The organism is Archangium violaceum, assembly GCF_016887565.1.
Classification (GTDB): Bacteria; Myxococcota; Myxococcia; order Myxococcales; family Myxococcaceae; genus Archangium; species Archangium violaceum_B.
In genome coordinates this window covers 2,456,434-2,474,358 of record NZ_CP069396.1, presented here as the reverse complement: position 1 = coordinate 2,474,358, position 17,925 = coordinate 2,456,434, and the positions used below count along the sequence as shown (strand labels likewise).

At 67.2% G+C, this 17,925-nt stretch carries 12 protein-coding genes; 6 read left to right on the top strand and 6 right to left on the bottom strand.

Annotated elements, in window-relative coordinates:
* Position 1 precedes the first annotated feature (1 nt).
* Positions 2 to 2,545: a lectin-like protein gene (locus JRI60_RS10275; protein ID WP_204225664.1), complete on the bottom strand. Its 2,544-nt coding sequence runs from the start codon at positions 2,543 to 2,545 to the stop codon at positions 2 to 4.
* Positions 2,546 to 3,103: 558 nt separating this feature from the next.
* On the opposite strand from JRI60_RS10275, the gene fusA reads away from it, so the two are divergent.
* Positions 3,104 to 5,209: an elongation factor G gene (fusA, locus tag JRI60_RS10270; RefSeq protein ID WP_204225663.1), complete on the top strand. Its 2,106-nt coding sequence runs from the start codon at positions 3,104 to 3,106 to the stop codon at positions 5,207 to 5,209.
* Between the two features lie 52 nt (positions 5,210 to 5,261).
* On the opposite strand, the gene JRI60_RS10265 is transcribed toward fusA, so the two are convergent.
* On the bottom strand, positions 5,262 to 5,678 hold the full coding sequence (locus JRI60_RS10265) for a DUF6209 family protein (RefSeq protein WP_204225662.1): 417 nt from the start codon (positions 5,676 to 5,678) through the stop codon (positions 5,262 to 5,264).
* Between the two features lie 219 nt (positions 5,679 to 5,897).
* Here JRI60_RS10265 and JRI60_RS10260 point away from each other — a divergent pair, with 219 nt between their 5' ends.
* From JRI60_RS10260 to JRI60_RS10245, 4 genes are all read left to right on the top strand, one after another.
* Positions 5,898 to 6,884, top strand: coding sequence for a hypothetical protein (locus tag JRI60_RS10260; RefSeq protein WP_204225661.1), 987 nt, complete (start codon positions 5,898 to 5,900; stop codon positions 6,882 to 6,884).
* 123 nt (positions 6,885 to 7,007) lie between these two features.
* Positions 7,008 to 8,138, top strand: a complete 1,131-nt coding sequence (locus tag JRI60_RS10255) for a peptidylprolyl isomerase (protein ID WP_239470443.1) — start codon at positions 7,008 to 7,010, stop codon at positions 8,136 to 8,138.
* A gap of 244 nt (positions 8,139 to 8,382) precedes the next feature.
* Positions 8,383 to 10,509, top strand: a complete 2,127-nt coding sequence (locus JRI60_RS10250; RefSeq protein ID WP_204225660.1) for a discoidin domain-containing protein — start codon at positions 8,383 to 8,385, stop codon at positions 10,507 to 10,509.
* Positions 10,510 to 10,772: 263 nt separating this feature from the next.
* On the top strand, positions 10,773 to 12,110 hold the full coding sequence (locus tag JRI60_RS10245) for a glycosyl hydrolase family 18 protein (protein WP_239470442.1): 1,338 nt from the start codon (positions 10,773 to 10,775) through the stop codon (positions 12,108 to 12,110).
* Between the two features lie 29 nt (positions 12,111 to 12,139).
* Here JRI60_RS10245 and aac(3) read toward each other — a convergent pair whose 3' ends face one another.
* The 4 genes from aac(3) to JRI60_RS10225 form a co-directional block, all read right to left on the bottom strand.
* The gene (aac(3), locus tag JRI60_RS10240) at positions 12,140 to 12,940 is read right to left on the bottom strand and encodes an aminoglycoside 3-N-acetyltransferase (RefSeq protein ID WP_204225658.1); all 801 of its coding nucleotides are present in this window, start codon (positions 12,938 to 12,940) and stop codon (positions 12,140 to 12,142) included.
* Positions 12,941 to 12,974: 34 nt separating this feature from the next.
* Positions 12,975 to 13,244, bottom strand: a complete 270-nt coding sequence (locus tag JRI60_RS10235) for a hypothetical protein (RefSeq protein WP_204225657.1) — start codon at positions 13,242 to 13,244, stop codon at positions 12,975 to 12,977.
* 534 nt (positions 13,245 to 13,778) lie between these two features.
* A complete protein-coding gene (locus JRI60_RS10230; RefSeq protein WP_204225656.1) occupies positions 13,779 to 15,113 on the bottom strand; it encodes an exo-beta-N-acetylmuramidase NamZ family protein in 1,335 nt (444 codons plus the stop codon).
* 591 nt (positions 15,114 to 15,704) lie between these two features.
* Positions 15,705 to 16,625: an MBL fold metallo-hydrolase gene (locus JRI60_RS10225; RefSeq protein ID WP_204225655.1), complete on the bottom strand. Its 921-nt coding sequence runs from the start codon at positions 16,623 to 16,625 to the stop codon at positions 15,705 to 15,707.
* 718 nt (positions 16,626 to 17,343) lie between these two features.
* Between JRI60_RS10225 and JRI60_RS10220 the strand changes: the two genes are divergently transcribed.
* A complete protein-coding gene (locus JRI60_RS10220) occupies positions 17,344 to 17,880 on the top strand; it encodes an alpha/beta fold hydrolase (RefSeq protein ID WP_204225654.1) in 537 nt (178 codons plus the stop codon).
* The last annotated feature ends 45 nt before the right edge of the window (positions 17,881 to 17,925 follow it).

Here is a 17,925-nt window from a genome sequence, read left to right as displayed (position 1 = left end):
ACTACTGCAGGGTGATGGCCGAGCCGCTTCGGTCCAGCAGCGTGGAGGTGAAGGAGTAACCGTCGTAGCTGAACAGGTTGTATTCAGCGAGCGTGTCGTAGCTCCAGCACACGTAGTAGACCTTGATGCCCCACACCTTCTTCTTGCACCAGTTGGCCTCGAGCTGCTCGATGGTCAGGTCGATGCTCCCGTCGAGCGTGGAGATGCGGAAGCGCGCATCCGTGTCGTAGGCGATGGTGAGCTTGAGGGGGCTGGTGCTGTTGATGACGAAGGAGAGCCCGGCGGAGACGCCATCACTGTCCTGGGTATTGAAGCCGAGGACGGTGATGGAGGCGGAGAGGGTGGCCTTGTAAAGGGTGAGGTTGAGCGTGCCGCTCACGCTGAGGCTGGCCTGGACGTAGGGGCGGACCTGCGCGGAGATGCTGGTGGCCGACGCGGTGACGCCCATGTCGAATCCGGCCGAGGCGGTGAAACAACCCGAGATGTCGATGGTGGCGACCACGACTCCGTACGAGTAGGTGAGGCACTTTTCCTTCGAGTAGCTCTTGTCGTACGAGTAGGTGACCGAGCCTGCGGACTTGCTGTAGCTCAGCAGCGAGACACCGAAGACCTTGAAGCCGGTGTCCAACGAGGCCTGGGCGGGCGAGACGGTGGCGGAGGCATCACCCCAGGCCTGGGCCATGTCGAAGCTGCCGAAGAAGCCCTTGATGGAGGCCTTGGCCTCGTTGTCCGTAGAGGCACCGGTGAGATTGAAGGTGTTCGTCGAGCCGCCCGAGAGGGAGAGCTGGATGGTGCTCGAGGAGCCCCAGGAGTTGCTGTAGGTCTTGGACACGTCATACGACGAGGCCGAGCTCGACGAGTAGTTGCCACGCACCAGGCGGACGGAGAACACCTTGCAGTTGTTGGCGTGGCCGTCCGGACCCGCGATCAGGGGATCGCCGAACTCCGGGAAGGGCACCATGGCGCAGGCACGCACCTGGTAGTCGATGGAGGCCGCCCAGGGGCCACCGGGGCTGGTGAGCGTGCGGAACTCCGGGGTGGGGTGCAGCCGCGCGTCGAGCTGAAGCGCCTCACCCGGCTTCAGGTTGCCAATGGGCGCATGGAGGGCCTCGGGGTTGGCCTCGAGCCGCTTCCATCCGACGTTGCCGACATCCGGCGAGGCGATGATGTCGTAGGCGAAGTCCACCGCGCCGGGCAGGGAGGAGGAGTTGGCCTCGTCGAAGTCACGGCCGAAGGCGGCGACGCCGATGCCGGCGATGAACAGGGGCCGAGGAGCCTCGGAGCCACCCGAGGACACGTCCGAGGGCTGGCCCGGCGGATCGAGCACGATCACCGACGAGTCCGGGGAGGCCTCGAGCAGGGCGATGTCGGTGCCCGGCGGAGGCCGGACGGTCACGTTGATGACGCAGCCCGTCCGCTCCACGCCCGTCGCGGGCTCCCGCGTCTTGCAGGCCTGACCGATGGGCGTCTGGGCCTCCTTCTCGTTGAAGACGAGCCACTTGTCCTCCTCGGTGGTGTTCTCGTCGGCGCCGTCGAGCAGGACGAAGAAGTTGGCGGCACGCTGCGGCGCGCCCGCCAGACACTCGGGCGGGACGATGCCCTCGAGGTCGACGAACTGCTGGCTGCCGTCACCCGGGAGGGTGATGCGGGTGCCCGCCACCAGACAGCTCTGCAGGCTCTCCAGCTCCGCCTGCGTGGGGTTGGGGCCACTGGGCTTCTGCATGAGGCCGAGCGAGACCACCAGGCTGTTGGTGTTGCCGGTGCCCTTGAGACCCACCCGGGCCTTGAGCGGGAAGTTGACGAAGACATTGCCGCTGGCGGCCTGGTCCACGTTCAGGCTGTTGACCTCGATGGAGATCGGGCCACCGAAGCAGGCATTGTTCTCCACGTCGTAGCGCTGGCCCGCGGGGCACTGGCAGCGGTAGGTGGAGTCAGTGGCCATGGAGCAGGTGGCGCCGCCGCCACACGTGACGGGCTGCGCGCCGAACTCGCACACGTAGTGGCTCGAGGACGAGGAGCAGGAGATGTCGTCCCAGGTGCCATCGGCCCACATCCGGCCGCAGTTCTGGTTGCCGTTCTCGTAACGGTCTCCGTCATTGGGCTCGCCCGTGTTCCAGTTGACGTAGGTGGGGGTATCGCCCTCCACGGTGAGCCAGCCGGAGCCCGGACTGGACTGGCCGCTGCTCTGACGGAAACCGATGTGCACGAGCTCGCCACCGTTGATGGAACGGATGGACTCGTTGTCGCTCGAGCTCATCGGCACGGCGAGCCGGCCGCCCATGGCCGCGCAGTCCGCCTTGGCGGCATCCCAGCTCCTGGCGGAGGAGTAGCGGTAGTGCACCGTGTCGCCACTGGAGGACTGGGCCGCGGGGGTCGGTGCGCAACGGTCGGTGGAGCTGAGGGCCGCGCGCTGCTCCGGGAGCGGAGACACGGCGTCGAGTCCCTCCGCCGCGTCCGGAAGCTCGCCGCAACCGCTCCAGATGAGCGCCGCCAGCCCCAGCAGGAGATGGCGTGGCACGGAGCCTGACGTTCTGATTTGGCGCATCGAAGACTTCTCCTTGGTGCGGGTGGGATCGCCCCGGCCAGGACGTGCCGGAGCGACCATGCCCGCCACCCGCGATCAGGAGCGCGGCGGGAGGGAGCACGCGAACTTGGACCCGTGGCTCGAAAATCCGGGCAAGGAGAGCCGTTTCCGGCTCGCGTCAATGCCTGCTCAAGATTGACAAACGGGTTTCCATAATTAAATATGCTCCCGTCATGAGGCCCGTCTCCACCATCCAGGGTGTGCCGTCCGTGCGCGTGCTCGCGCCGATGGCGGACGTGCGTCTCGGCTCCCGAAACAAGGTCCTGCTCGACATTTGAGCAGGCGGACCGATGTCCCCAGTACGCGGGTTGGCTGGTTCCCGTGTGACGTGTGGGCTCGGTTCCGCCTCCGCTCGGTCTCCGGGCCTTCGTGTGTCCTCGCGCCGTCCTGAACGGGCCTGAGTGGCCCCTTCCGGGCATGCGTGTGCGCGCTCGCGGACCCTGAGCCCCCCTCCCCTCTCAACCAGTGTCTGTCTTTCGACCCGCGGGTGCCTCCACCCGGCGGGAACGGGAAACCTTTATGTCTCGCACCACTCGAATCGAGCGCTACCGCAACATCGGCATCATGGCCCACATCGACGCGGGCAAGACCACGCTGACCGAGCGCATCCTCTTCTTCACCGGCCGCATCCACGCCATGGGCGAGGTGCACGACGGCGCGACGGAGATGGACTGGATGCCGCAGGAGAAGCAGCGCGGCATCACCATCACCTCGGCGGCCACCACCGCCTCCTGGAAGCCGATGCGGGGGCCCTTCGCGGGCACCGCGCACCGCATCAACATCCTGGACACGCCGGGACACGTGGACTTCACCATCGAGGTGGAGCGCTCCCTGCGCGTCCTGGATGGAGCGGTGGCGGTGTTCGACGCCAGCCAGGGCGTGGAGCCCCAGTCCGAGACGGTGTGGCACCAGGCCGACCGGCATGGCGTGCCGCGCATCGCCTTCCTCAACAAGATGGACAAGGTGGGCGCGGACTTCGCCATGTGCGTGCGGTCCATCCAGCAGCGGCTGGACGCCAACCCCGTGCCGGTGCAGCTGCCCATCGGGGCCGGCCCGGAGTTTCGAGGACTCGTGGACCTGCCGCGCATGCGGGCCCTCTTCTTCGACGAGGAGACGGGGGTGCCCACCGAGGGAGAGATACCCGCGGAGCTGCTCGCGGAGGCGGAGGCCCTGCGCCTGCGCCTCATCGAGGCCTGCGCGGAGGTGGATGGCACGGTGATGCGGAAGTACGTGGAGGGACGCCTGGCGGACCTCACCGAAGAGGAGCTGGAGCGCGCGCTGCGCATGGGCACCCTCCAGCGGCGGCTGGTGCCTGTGCTGTGCGGGGCGGCTTTCAAGAACAAGGGTGTGCAGATGCTGTTGGATGGAATCGTCAACTACCTGCCCGCTCCGTCGGACCTGCCGGCGGTGGAGGGCGAGACTCCGGACACCCGGGTGCGCGTCACCCGTCCGGCCAACGCGGAGGAGCCGCTGTGCGCGATCGTCTTCAAGCTCATGCACGACAAGGCCGTGGGGAGCATCGTGTTCCTGCGCGTCTACTCGGGCACCCTGCGCACGGGCATGGCCGTGCTCAACACCCGCCAGCAGCGCCGCGAGCGCGTGGGACGGCTCATGTTCATGCATGCCAACAAGCGCGAGGAGGTGGACGAGGTGCATGCCGGCGACATCTGCGCGGCGCTCAACCTCAAGGGGGTGCGCACCGGCGACACGCTGTGCGCGCCGGAGGCTCCCGTGGTGTTGGAGTCGCTCCACTGCCCCGAGCCCGTCATCCAGCTCGCCATCGAGGCGCGCTCTCGGGCGGACCAGCAGAAGATGGAGGACGGACTGGCGAGGCTCGCCTCGGAGGATCCGTCCCTGCACGTGGAGGTGGACCCGGAGACCGGACAGCGGTTGCTGTCCGGCATGGGAGAGCTGCATCTGGAGATCATCGTGGACCGACTGAGGACCGAGTACGGCGTGGAGGCGCGCGTGGGCCAGCCCAAGGTGGCCTGGCGCGAGACGCTGCTCCAGAAGGTGCGCCAGGAGTACCGCCACGTCCGGCAGACCGGCGGGCCGGGACAGTACGCCCATGTGGTGCTGGAGGTGGCTCCGGCGCCGCGCGGCTCGGGGCTCGTCTTCGTGGATGACACGCACGGCGGCGTCATCCCCAAGGAGCTCGTCCCGGCCATCGAGAAGGGCGTGGCCGGCGCCATGCAGCGGGGAGTGCTCGCGGGCTACCCGATGGTGGACGTGGAGGTGCACCTGGTGGACGGAAGCACGCACGTGCGTGACTCCACGCCCCAGGCGTTCACGATGGCCGGCTCACTGGCCTTCCAGGAGGCGGCTCGCCGCGCGGGCGTGCAGTTGCTGGAGCCCGTGATGGACGTGGAGGTCACCACGCCGGAGGAGTTCCTGGGCGAGGTGCTCGGGGACCTGTCGGCGAGGCGCGGGCGGGTGCGAGGGATGGAGGGCACGGGCACGGTGCGGCGCGTCTCCGCGCTGGTGCCCATGGCGCACCTCTTCGGCTACGTGACGAGCCTGCGTGGCCGGACACAGGGACGCGCCACGGCCACCCTGCGCCTGGCCTCCTACGAGCCGGTCCCCGATGCACTGCGGGACTCGCTCCTGGCGGCGGCGCATCAGTAGAAGAAGACAGGGCCCCGGGGATGCACCCCGGGGCCCGCGTCCCGACTCTCGGTTACTGCTGGAGCGTGAACGTGTAGATGGGCCAGGAGCTCGGGTCATAGGCGACGCAGCCCCCACGGTCCCAGTTCCTGAACCGCAGCTCCAGGGTGCGTGCACCGGCCGGCGCGGTGATCGTGGCCGGAACCGGCTCGCGCCTGTACCCGCTCGTGTTGGTCACGTAGGCCTCCTGGAAGGTGCCGTAATCGAAGCGGTACTCGACGGCGATGAGCCAGGTGTCCATGCCGCTGTACGTCGCGCGGCACTTCTTCAGCCGGTCGAGCGCGTAGTGGATGGTGAGCGGCTGACCGGCACGCAGGGTACCCGTCACCGTATAGGAGCCACTCACCGGGAAGGAGATGACCGGGGTCTCCGCCACGGCCGAGGTGGCGATCAGCAGGGGAAGAACGAACGCGCAGAGCTTGGACGACAAGACTTTCTCCGGAGCTGGGGTAGGGACAGCCCGGAGGTTGTCCAGGAACCCGCCGGGAAGTTTCCTGGACTATCGCGTTTCTTCGCCCCGGCTGTCCGCGGATGTGGGCTCGTGTAGGAAAGAAAAAATCGGCATGATCCAGGAAACCTCGGGGGGGCGGGGCCGATAATCCCGGTATCTGCGGTCCCCAATTAAAAATTTCGGAGCAGGAGTTCTTCCATGAGCTTCATCGGCGGAATCAAGAAGAAGGTCGTGCAGCTGGCGAAGGATCCGGTCAAGGCCGGTCAGACGGCGAAGAAGGCGTACGACACGGTCACCAAGACCAAGTCGAGCATCAAGGACGCCTTCGAGAACGCCCGCTCCGTGAAGTCGGACGGCTTCAAGACGACCTGGAAGAACAACTGGAAGAATGCCGTCGCCAAGGCGACCGATCCCAAGGACAAGCTCACCAAGGGCGGCATCGCCAAGAAGGTGGGCGGCGCGTTCGGCACGGTGACCAACGCCGTCAAGCTGCCCGGCCAGGTCGCCACCGCGTTCAAGGACGTGCGTGACGCCATCCGCTCCGGCTCCGCCCAGGCGCGCGACAAGGCGATCGGCTCGGTGGCCACGGCCGGCAAGACGGCCATCCAGACCGTCAAGGGCGGCCTGGAGATCGCCCGCGACGTGCAGAAGTTCGGCGGCGCCTACCGCGCGGCCTCGGACGCCTTCCGCACCGTGGCCCCCAACGCGACGGGCAAGGCCGTCCGCGCGGCGGCCACCACCGCGGCCAAGCACGCCTTCGAGGGTGCCACCAGCGTGGGCGACGTGCGCCGGGCCGTCAGCACCGCCGTGAAGGGCGCCGCGAAGGGCAGTTCCATCGCCCAGACGGTCGGCTCCGCCACCCGCGCCGCCGCCCGCACCGCGGTGCGCGAGGGCAGCGAGGCCGCTGGCAAGGCCGCCATCCGGGCGGGTGCCAAGGCCGCCGCGGGTCCGCTGGCCAAGGCCGCCGGCCGTTTCGCCCCGGGCGCCAACATCGCCATCGCCGCCCTGGACGTGGCGAGCGCCTACTCCACCGTGCGCGACCCCAACGCCAGCACCACCAAGAAGGTGACCAGCGTCATCACCGCGGTGGGCTCGGTGGCCGCCGCCACCAACATCCCGGTGGTCAGCCAGGTGGGCGCCGCCGTGTCCACGGTCTCCAGCTTCGTCGGCGGCCTCTTCGGGTAGTCATCCCCCCTTCATGCGCGCCGCCACCGGGCTCCTTTTTTTCTGGTAGGGACAGTGAAACGCTCGCGGTTCAATCCTTTCTGGGACTACGGTCGCGGCGCCTACCTGCCAGGAGGATTTCCGGTGGCACAGAGCAAGAAGGGTGGAAGCACGAACGCCGGCGGCGAGAAGGCCGCTGGCTCGAAGCCCCCCAGCAGTGGCAAGTCCGCGGGTCCCGCCAAGGTCGTCTTGATGGCGGAGCAGGTTCCCGTCGTTTCCTCCGTGAGCAGCGGCCCCGTGCCGCTGCCCGAGGTGAAGGCTCCTTCGACGGAGGGCATCGAGGTCACGGTGCCCGCACCTCCGCCGCTCGGCGAGGATGCGCTCATCCGCCGCTTCCATGAGCTGGCCCGCGCCCTCGCGGAGGTCCGGGAGCGCAAGGAGGGCGAGGAGGTGGTGCTGGGCGATGACGTGCAGCTCGACGTCCTCGGCTACGCCAATGGCCAGCTCATCCCCTTCAGCATCCGCATCGACTATTGGATGGAGCTGGCGCCCCAGGAGATGCTCCCCGGCTTCGCCGACGCCATCGCGGGCTCGGCCGTGGGCGACAGCCTGAAGATCGATCTGGTGCTGCCCGCCAACTACCCGGTGGAGTCGCTGCGCGGAACGCCGGCGAGCTTCCTGGTGGACCTGGTGGGAGCCCGTGAAGTGAAGATGCCCGACACCGACTCGGACGAGTTCCTGCGCAAGCTGGGCCGCGGGGACACGCACGAGGAGGTGATGGAGTCCATCGCCAACGAGCTGCTCGACGAGCAGGCCGACGTGCTGTGGCTGGATGCGCAGAACATGGTGCTGGACGAGCTGGCCTCCCGCACCCAGGTGGAGATCCCCCCTACCCTCGTCGATGAGGAGATCCGCCGCCGCTGGATGGCGGCCGAGGGAGAGGCGCTGGAGGAGAAGGAGTTCTCGCCCGAGGAGAAGCAGGAAGCGCTGGACCTGTGGATGAAGGATCCAGCCACGCGGGCGGACGTGGAGCGGCGCCTGCGCATCTCCCTGGCGCTGAAGGCCGTGGCCGCGAAGGACAAGCTGGAGCTGAGGCCCGAGAAGGCCTTCGAGGTGCTCGAGGACTCGGCGGTTGCCTTTGGCCTGACGTCCGCGCAGCTGCGCGAGGCCCTGGTGGACCCGAAGGCGGCGAGCCAGCTCCAGAACGTGGCCTGGCACCTGATGGCCGTGGAACACGTGATGAACAAGGCCAAGGTCCACTTCGAAGGGGCCTGAGCAATCGCCCCCCGTGAGGGCCCCGGTCCCCGCCCGCGAGGCGGGGACTGGCGGTTCACGGACGCGGCGGACCGATTCACCGCACCGGCGGACAGTCCTGCTCCACCACCTGGATGTCTGGGATTGTCCTGCCTCATAAAACCGGGAATCCGGAATTTCTGGACAGAACCAATTAGTTTGCTGTACGTAAAGTCCAGGCCCGGAAACGGACGGGCACCGTTCACCACTCATGAGAGGAGCGGAGATGCGCATGCCCGACACGCGCTGGTCGACCCTTGCCTTGAAGCAACCCCTGGGCCTCATCGCCGCGGGACTGTGCTTGTTCGCGCCAGGGCTCGCCTCGGCGTTCTGCGTCTACAACGAGGTCGGCACCAACGCCAACGTGAAGGTGCCCGAAGGGGATTTCAGCACCAATCTCTCTCCTGGGACGAATGGGTGCTGCAATTGGGGCGAGAAGTCCTGCAACCCCTCGGGCTCACGCGAAGCCATGCTTCGCGCGCAGATCGAGGCGGGCTCCTTCAACTGCGTGGTCGCGATGCAGGCGGGAGGGTATGCGCTCATCCAGCAGGAGGACCGCTCCCACCTGGGCCTTCCGCCGAACTACTACTGCGTTTCCTACAACTACAACCATCAGCTCGTGAGTCAGTCGAACTACGGCATTGGCGCCCAGACACGGGATGTCCGGTTCCTGATCACGGGTGATCCTCAGTACCAGAACAGCGGGGACAACACGCGCGCCGACCAGACGTTGGCGTCGATGATCAACACCCTCAGCGGCAACTGGCAGGTGCGGGGTGTGGTGGTCGCGGGAGACCTGACCCAGAACTCGCGGACCCGGGATGAGTTCTCCTGGTACAAGAAAGCCATATCGGGCTACTCCCGGTTCGTCTTCGATGGCCTGGGCAACCACGACATGGAGCCGCCGAACACCACGCAGGAGACCGCGTGCGACATCGCGGGCCCCGCGGGCCAGCACTGTGTCGATCCCGGTGCCATCCAGGCAGACATCCATGACCGCAAGCGGGCCACGTCCCTGACGCTCCAGGGCAACCCCCACTACTCCTGGGACTGGCACGACGTCCACTTCGTCCAGCTCAACCTCTTCCCCGGCAACGAGGCGTCTCCCGGATTCTCCAAATACTCGCCCAAGGGCAGCCTCTCCTTCCTCCTGCTGGATCTCGCCACCTCCGTCGGCACCTCGGGCCGGCCCGTGGTGCTCATCCACCACTACGGGTTCGATGACTTCTCCATTGGCGTGGAAAAGCCCGAAGAGGTGTGGTGGACAGAAGCGGAACGCATCGCCTACTGGGATGTCATCGCGAACTACAATGTCGTCGCGATCTTCTCCGGCCATGATCACAGGGTCGCCGACCAGGGTTTCCAGCTCCCCTTCGTCCGGCCCGCGAGCCGGACCTCCGGTCCTCCGAGCATCCCGACCTTCGTGTCTGGCGCGGCCACGTCTGGAGCGTTCCTGGACGTGCAGATGGACGCCAACAAGATGCACATCACCCGGAAGAACCAGTACGGCAACCCCTCGGGTCTGTACGCTCAGGTTCAATTCCCGGTCAACCTGGCGCTCGGCAAGCCCACGACGCAGTCCTCCACCGACTACAACGGCATCTCCTCCCGGGCAGTGGATGGCAGCCTCAGCGGCAATTACAGCCAGAATTCGACCACCCACACCCGCGAGTCCCCCATGGACTCTCAGCCGTGGTGGGAAGTGGACCTGCTGAGCGTGCAACAGCTCGGGACCGTGCTCCTCCACAACCGCACGGATTGCTGCTCGGCGCGGCTGTCGAACTTCAAGCTGATGGTGTCCAACGACAAGGTATCCTGGCAGGAGTTCCAGCATCCCGGCCAGGCGAGCCGGGTGACGGGCTTCGCGGTGAACCGCTCCGCCAGGTACGTGCGGGTCCAGCTCAACGGAACCGGCATCCTCAGCCTCGCCGAGGTCCAGGTCTTCCAGCGGGAGAACCTGGCGCTGGGCAGGCCCGCCTCGCAGTCGTCGCTGCTCAACAGCGCGGAGGCCTGGAAGGCGGTGGATGGAAATACCGACGGAGTCTTCCCCAATCTGTCGGTCACCCACACGCTCGGAGCGCCCACCGACCCCCAGCCGTGGTGGAGGGTCGACCTCCAGGCCGACCGGTGGATCGGCTCCGTGGTCCTCTACAACCGCACCGATTGCTGCTCGACGCGGCTGTCGAACTTCAAGCTGCTGGTCTCGAGCGATGGAGTGACCTGGCAGGAGTACTACCACGCGGGCGCGGCGGGCCCGGTGACGACCCTGGCGGTGAACCGCTACGGCCGGCACGTGAAGATCCAGCTCGCTGGACCCGATCCGCTCAGCCTGGCCGAAGTCCAGGTCTTCTGAACGCCCTAATCCATCTCAACGACAGGTGGCTCGATTCCGATGACCCGAATCGAGCCACGAGCCCCTCCATGACGTGAGGGCAAGCTTCAACCTTCCGCCCGATCAAGGCAGGCGTCATGCTCCACTTCGAACGTTCAAGGATGTTCCTTCGCACCGCGTGCTCGGTTCTGTTCCTCACGAGCGCGTGCACCCCGGCGAGCAGCTCACCTGACGGGCAGGACGATGCAACCGAGACCTCCTCGGGTGCGTTGGTCACCTCCGGCGTGAGCTTCAAGACGGTGCTCGGCAACCGATACGTGGGCGCTCAAAACAACGGGGGCGGCGCTGTCATCGCGACGGCGACGACCGCGCAAGCGTGGGAGAAGTTCTCGGTCGACGACATCAACGGCGGGGCCCTCGAGAGTGGGGACACGATCTTCATCTCCGCGGGCACCGGCCAGTATTTCCAGGCCGCGAACGGGGGCGGCTCCACGCTGAACGCCGCCAGCTCGAATCGGCTCGGCTGGGAGACGTTCCGCATCGTCAAGCAGAGCGGGAGCGGCGCGATCGCCAACGGCGACATCGTCGGCCTGCAGACGGTGACGACGGGCCACTGGGTGTCCGCGGAGAACGGCGGCGGCGGCACGGTGTTCGCGTATGGCGCCGCGCTCGGCCCGTGGGAGCAGTTGACGATCTCCGGCCTGCCCTCGAGCCAGCCCCCGCCGCCCTCGGGGACGCGCGTCGTGGGTTACCTGCCGAACTGGTACGGCTCCTACGCCAGCTGGGTCAGCAAGGTGGACTTCGCCAAGCTCACGCATGTGAACCTCGCGTTCGCCCTGGGCGACGCGAACGGGCGCCTCCAGCTGGCACCGGCCAGCGACCTCGCGACGTTCGTGAACGCCGCGCATGCCCGGGGCGTGAAGGTGTTCCCCTCGCTCTGTGGTGGCGGAGGAGACAGTCGAATCACGCCCTTCTACCAGCCCGACAAGGTCGATGCCTTCGTGGATGAGATCATCAACTTCGTGGTCTCGAACAACATGGACGGAATCGACGTGGACGTGGAGGCGCCGGATCGCATGGGCGCGGCGTACGACACGTTCATCGCGAAGCTGATCGCGAAGGCTCGCCCGCGCGGTCTTCCCGTGACGGCCGCCGTCTCGCAGTGGATGCAGTATGGCATGTCGGACACGACGCTGCGTTCATTCGATTTCATCACCATCATGTCCTACGACAACGCGGGCACCTGGACGGGCCCCGGTGAGCACTCGAGTTACTCGCAGGCGGTGACCGCGCTTTCCTACTACGAGAACAAGGGCGTTCCGCGGAACAAGATCGTGCTCGGGGTGCCCTTCTACGGGTATTGCTGGGGCAATTGTGGGAACGGACAGAGCAGCTCGTACGTGCTCTACAAAGACATCCTGGCGCGCTACCCGAACGCCTGGAACTCGGATTGGATCAACGCCGACGGAGCCCAGTATTCGTATAACGGGCTCGCGACGCTGCGCTCGAAGACGGCCCTGGCGAAGCAGTACGGTGGGATCATGATCTGGGAGCTGGCCGGAGACGTGAGCACTTCGAGCGATCAGTCCCTGCTCCGCGCCATCGACGGCGCGCTGCACTGAAGTCGGCCGGGGCGCGGGATGGCGAACGCCTACCGCGCCCCGTGGTGCTCCTCCAGCCAGGCCACGCCGCACTTCACCAGTCGACGCGCATCGAACAGATGGGACGAAGCTCGCGCGACCCTTCCCGCGCAGCCGCCGCCCTCCGCGAGACAGTGCTCCGCGATGACCGTGAAGTAATCTCCGCCGGACGCGAGCAACTCGTCAGTCACCGGCTCGCTCGTATCGAATTCCTCGAAGGTGACCCAGCGCCGCTCGCCCTCGATCAGGAGGGGCCGCTGGTACCGAGTGATTCGCTTGCCGGGGATGTTCGCCATGTGCTCCACGTGATGCAACAACGTGATCTTCTCGAGCGGCGCACCGAGCATCAACACCTTGCCGCCACTCTCCACCAGCTTGTGCAGCGGAGAGCCCGGGCCATACCCGTATTGCAGTGGGTGGTCCGCGCAGATCCACTCCGCACGCGCACCGATCGCGGCCATGCCGGCATCCGGGTGATCGCTCCGAACCGCACCGGGCCAGGTACGAATCGTCTCCGCGAGAATCCCGTGGTCGCGGCTCGCACGCGCGATGCGCTTGTCGAACGTGGGGATCTCCTCGCGAAGGCTCTCATTCTCGAAGTCTTCCGGCTCCGCCCCGATCTCCCAATCCATGTACGCCATGAGGGTGCCACTGTCGCCAACCGCATCGAGCAGCGCCTGAACCACGGTGTTCACGCCACCGAGCACGGGGCCCAGGCTCCGGATGCCGGCATGCACCATCACGAGATCGCCAGCCCTCAAACCCAGCCGCCGCAGATCTCCCATCAAGCTGGTGCGGGTCGCGGGTGTCATCGTCGTGGTTCTCCCTCCCTCCTGAAACGGAAGTTCAGAACATTCCCCAGGGAAAGGGCTTCACGGGAGCGTAACCCCCTGACGGGGGATGGCCCAGGTGCTCGAGCACCGAGGCATAGCGGGGATCGTCGGGCTTGAGGATGAACAGCGCCGAGCCCACTACCCCGCCCCGAGCCTCGGCGTGCATCCGCAGTTCCAGCGTGCCATCGGGCCGCCGGTAGGCCGAGCCCACGGGCTTGGGCTCCGGCTCCGGCTTGGACTCGGGCATGCCCGGAGGGCGAGGCGGGATATTGTGGATGCTCATGCTGGGCACTCGCGGAAAAGGGGGAGCCTGCGACTGGGGACCAACCTAGCACTCCACACGAACGGGAATGGCCGCTCCCACCAGCACACCGTGGACCGTCCCCCCACCACGAGCCGGACGTCTTCGTCGTACCCCAGGCTACCACTTTGCCCAGCTCACTCAGCGGGAGGCCGCGTGCATCGGGAGGCGCCCGGTGGCGAGCACGCCCTCACGCAACCCAGCGGGAGTGCAGGGCTTCACTCTCGGGTGCGTGGGGAGGTCCACCTCCGGGCGACGCCGGTTCTCCGGATTGAGGCATACCGCGCCCTGGGGTCCCCAGACGGCCTCCAGGTGCTCGAGGCGAGCGCCCTTGCTTTGGTTCCGGTACGGTGTACCTGCGCTACCAGCGGGCCTGAGCGCCCCGGCCCGCCCACGCCCTCGGTGGCCGGCGTGGGCACGGTGCTTGCCGTTTTGTGCACCGCGACCTTCTCCTGGAGCTTCTGGAGCGCCGTGACGTGGTTGTGCTCGATGCAAGGTCGTCCACCGGCGGCTGACTCACCCGCGGCGGTAGAGCAGGTACGGGCGGCGCCGGGCGTCGAACTCCGCCAGCTCGCCGCTCCACGCGCCGACGATCTCGTCCGTGGACGCCCCGGCGTCGATCATCGTGCGCAGCCGCTCGGACCCGCTCAGCTTGTCGATCCAGTACGGTCGCGCGGCGTCCCAGGAGTCGGTCCGCCAGAGGAAGGCGGGGAACTCGCGCGCCTCCACCAGCATCGCGACGGCCGTCCGGATCGGGTCGAAGGCCTGCGGGTCGGTCACCTTCACCTCGACGCCGGCGCATACCGTGTTGGCGAACTTGTTGAAGGTCGGCGTGAAGTAGGCCTCCCGGAAGCTCACCCCGGGCAGGTTCGCGGCGTTGAGCCGGTCGCTCCAGTGATAGTCGAACTCGGGCCCGCCGATGAGCTCGAACGGGCGCGTGGTGCCGCGCCCCTCGGACAGGCTCGCCACGCCCTCGAACATGCCGGTACCGGGGTACACCAGCGCGGTGTCCGGGGTCGGCATGTTGGGGCTCGGCATGACCCACGGAACGTCGGTGTCGCCGCCCATCATGTCCGGTCCCCACCCGCTGCAGTCGATGACCTCCAACTCGACCTGGCGCCCGGCGTCGGCCGGCAGGAACTCGCCGTTGTAGAAGCGGGCCAGCTCGCCGACGGTCATCCCGTGCTGCTGGACGATCTCCTTCTTGCCGACGGCGGTGGTGAAGCGGGTGGTCATCATCGGCCCGTACGCCTTGCCGCCCGCCGGGTTGGGCCGGTCGAGCACGACGTAGCGCAGCCCACGCCGGGCGGCGGCGACCATCGAGTCGTAGAGCGCCCAGATGTAGGTGTAGAACCGGCTGCCGACGTCCTGGATGTCAAAGACGACGGTCTGCACGCTGGCCCGCTCGTAGAGGGTCTCCCAGGTAGCCTGGCTGGCGTTGTACGCATCGTAGACGGTCAGCCCGGTGCGCGCGTCGCTCCCGGTGCCCTCGCTGCCGCCGGCCTGCGCGGAGCCACGGAAACCGTGCTCGGGGCCGAAGACGCCGCCGATGGTCAGCCCCCCGGTGTCCCGGGCGTGCGCGTGCATCAGGTCGACCAGGTGGCTGTACCTGCCGTCCACGCCGGTCGGGTTGGAGATGACGCCAACCCGCTCACCGGCGAGCGCCTCGAAACCGCCCTCGACCAGGTGGTCCAGGCCGGTGCGCACCGGAAACCGGGGTCGCAGGCCGGGTTTGGACGGCTCGGGGCTGGCCGGACCGCCGGCCGCCGTACAGGCGACGGCGCTGACGGCGGCCCCACCCCCCAGGGCGATGACGCGTCGGCGGCTCAGCCGCTCAGGATCTCTGCCCATGACGCCTCCCAAGACTCGACTCCTGTCGGGATGGTAGTCGGCAGCCGGATCACCGACAAGAAACAACGAACTCCTTGGAAGAGCTGTAACCCAGCATCAAACCGGTCAAGGAGGAGCGGCGGGTTCGATTCCCGCCGCTTCCAATAGAGGTTGCCCGCCGCCTTGAGTCGAACCCACTCCTAATGAGGAGGCGTGGAGCATCTTGGGGGACCAAATCGGTTCTTGTCGGACCAAATTTGGATCAAATCCGTATGCGTATAGGCAGGAGAGAGGCCGTGTGGAGGGGGAGGGCTGGTGCAGAGGGGCCGCAGAGGGCCGCTGACGGGTGCCGACCGAGCTGTGAGCCGGGCCGGTGGAGAGGCCACGCAGCCTCCTTGGGCATGCCTGCCCAGGCCGCCTTCCCATGAGGGGCGCGGCAGGGGCATCAGGTCTCTTGGCTGGCTGTGGCGGCGTAAGCCTCAACACCATGCGCCCTGGGGTGGCCCTCGCGCCGGGGATGAGCGAGCCATGAAAGCACACCTCTCGTGGCCTGGCATACCTGCCAGCGGCGAGTCAGGCCTTCGGTCGAGGTGGATGAGGACCATGTTCGCCTCAACGGGAGAGCGGCCAAGCCTCCGCTTTGAACCACTCGGGATGATGAAGGGTGACATCCCCGCGGGAGCCAGGCGCGCCTTGGAGCTCGTGCCCAGGGAGCAGGGTGACGTCAGGCCGAGCCACCAGCAGTGCACGAACTTGATTGCGCACGTCAGCCGCGCGCTGGGAGTCCACCGCGACACGCTCCACGTTGTCAGAATGCAGCCATTCTCGGTGAACAACGGCATCGCCGGTGAGGAGCACCGGCCCCCCCGGTAGGGCGAGGAGAGCCATGACGTCCTCCCGCGCATGGCCACCGCCACGCAGCAGCACGACGCTGCCATCTCCGAACAAGTCGAGCGAGGCATCGAAAGGCGGGAGGGCGCGCGTGTCGTGGAAGTCCACTTCGCGCCAACGAGGCGCCGACAGGCCCAGCACCTTGCCGGCCGTTCCCAGCCCACCGATGAAGGTCGCGCCCTCGAAGGACGCGGCGGCGCCAATGTGATCGTCGTGCAGGTGCGAGATGATGACCCATCGGGCGCGGGCTGGCTCCAGTCCGGCCTCTCGCATCTGTGCGTCGAGCGTCCTTCCCTCGCGTCCGCGGCTCTCGAAGAGCCAGCGCATCGGCACAGGCAGAGCGGACTCGCCCTCTCGGGCGACGGACGTGGAGAGCCCGCAGTCGAACACAATGAGCCCTTCTCGCGGATGTTCGATCACGAAGGCAGGAGCCGGCCGCCATGGGCGGTGCTCACCGACCAGGAGCGCCGACATGCGGTTCATTCCCGTGTTGAAGACGTGGAGCCGAAGACCGGCCACCGCCGCGGGCATCGGATAGGGACCGGGAGGCGGCTGGGCCCCACTCACGATAACGGGACGGTAAGGGAGCAGGACGGCTCCGAGCGTGACGAGCGCACCCGCACTCAGCAGGCCCAGCGCCACGAGACGGCGACGTCGAAGACTCAAGGGCATGGCCTCACAGTGCGGGAGATTGACATGGAAGTGCTCCGGGTGAAACGGGCCAGCTGGGCGTGCGCTCCTTCTGAGGGATATCCCTGCTCCCAGAACAGGACCACTCCGTGGTTACGCCTGGGAGACGGGCCGCATGTTGCTTCAGTGTGAGCAGGTGCCGGTGGCTCTCCCGAGGAAGGGCGAGGAAGGGTGTCAGACGATTCGTAGGAGACGAGGTGTCGGATCGAGTCCTTTGACACCTTCCCCGCACTCAAACCCAGCCGCCGCAGCTCTCCCATCAAGCTGGTGCGGGTCGCGGGTGTCATCGTCGTGGTTCTCCCTCCCCCCTGAAACGGAAGCATGGAACGCGGGCCATTCGAGCCGGTGAACCCGAAGTCCAGGTTTGCGTCGTGCGCGTTCCCGCGCAGCGTCCGCACCAGGCATCAGCCCCGAGGCTTCAGAACATTCCCAGCGGGACGCACGCGGAGCCAGACGCGTCACAGCGAAACCACTGGTACGCATAGGACCTGGGCGTGGGGTTCCAGGTCCCGGGCCGAGCGGTGAGGACCGACGACAAGGTCGCGCTTCCGTCCACGGTGGGCAGGGTCACAGAGGTAGGAGCCAGCACCGGGCCCACGACGTCCGTCGGCACGGAATCGGCGTTCGCAGTTCCGGCCGGATTCGAGGCCTGGACGCGCAGGCGCACACGGTGGCCGACGTCCGCTTCCGCCAGGACGTAGCGCGTTCCGGTAGCGCCCTCGAGGTCCGTACAGCTCTCGCCACCCGCGTCGCAGCGGACTATCGCGGCATCGGCCAATCCAGGCATGGGTCTCTTGCTGGCTTCGAAGCGTCGTTCCTGGATTGGGCGCGGCTGGACCTCGCCGTCGCCGTCGATGCGATGCGCGATGACGCCACACCGCTCTTCCTGGTGGGCCACTCGTTCGGCGGTCACTCGTTCGGGCTGCTTCCGAATCCCGAGCGAGTGGCTCGCTTCTATGTGTTTGCCGCGGGGGCCGGCTGGCACGGCTGGATGAAGCCGCTGGAGCGAATTCGTGTGCAACTCCTCTGGCAGGTGGTGTTGCCGCAGCTCGTAAGGTGGAAAGGGTATTTGCCTTGGAGTCTGCTCGGCATGGGCGAGGATCTACCGCTCGGAGTGTTTCGGCAGTGGAAGCATTGGTGCCAGTACCCGAACTATCTCCTCGACGATCCGACGGCGTCGGAGCTGCGGGCGCAGTACGCGCGTTGACGACGCATGGGCCCCGCCGCGCTCACGTGATGCGTTCATCTCGAA

What these genes read in the sequence shown, in the direction of transcription:
- JRI60_RS10275 (WP_204225664.1), bottom strand. Translation starts at nt 2,545, where the DNA reads ATGCGCCAAATCAGAACGTCAGGCTCCGTGCCACGCCATCTCCTGCTG.
- fusA (WP_204225663.1), top strand. Translation starts at nt 3,104, where the DNA reads ATGTCTCGCACCACTCGAATCGAGCGCTACCGCAACATCGGCATCATG.
- JRI60_RS10260 (WP_204225661.1), top strand. Translation starts at nt 5,898, where the DNA reads ATGAGCTTCATCGGCGGAATCAAGAAGAAGGTCGTGCAGCTGGCGAAG.
- JRI60_RS10250 (WP_204225660.1), top strand. Translation starts at nt 8,383, where the DNA reads ATGCGCATGCCCGACACGCGCTGGTCGACCCTTGCCTTGAAGCAACCC.
- JRI60_RS10235 (WP_204225657.1), bottom strand. Translation starts at nt 13,244, where the DNA reads ATGAGCATCCACAATATCCCGCCTCGCCCTCCGGGCATGCCCGAGTCC.
- JRI60_RS10230 (WP_204225656.1), bottom strand. Translation starts at nt 15,113, where the DNA reads ATGGGCAGAGATCCTGAGCGGCTGAGCCGCCGACGCGTCATCGCCCTG.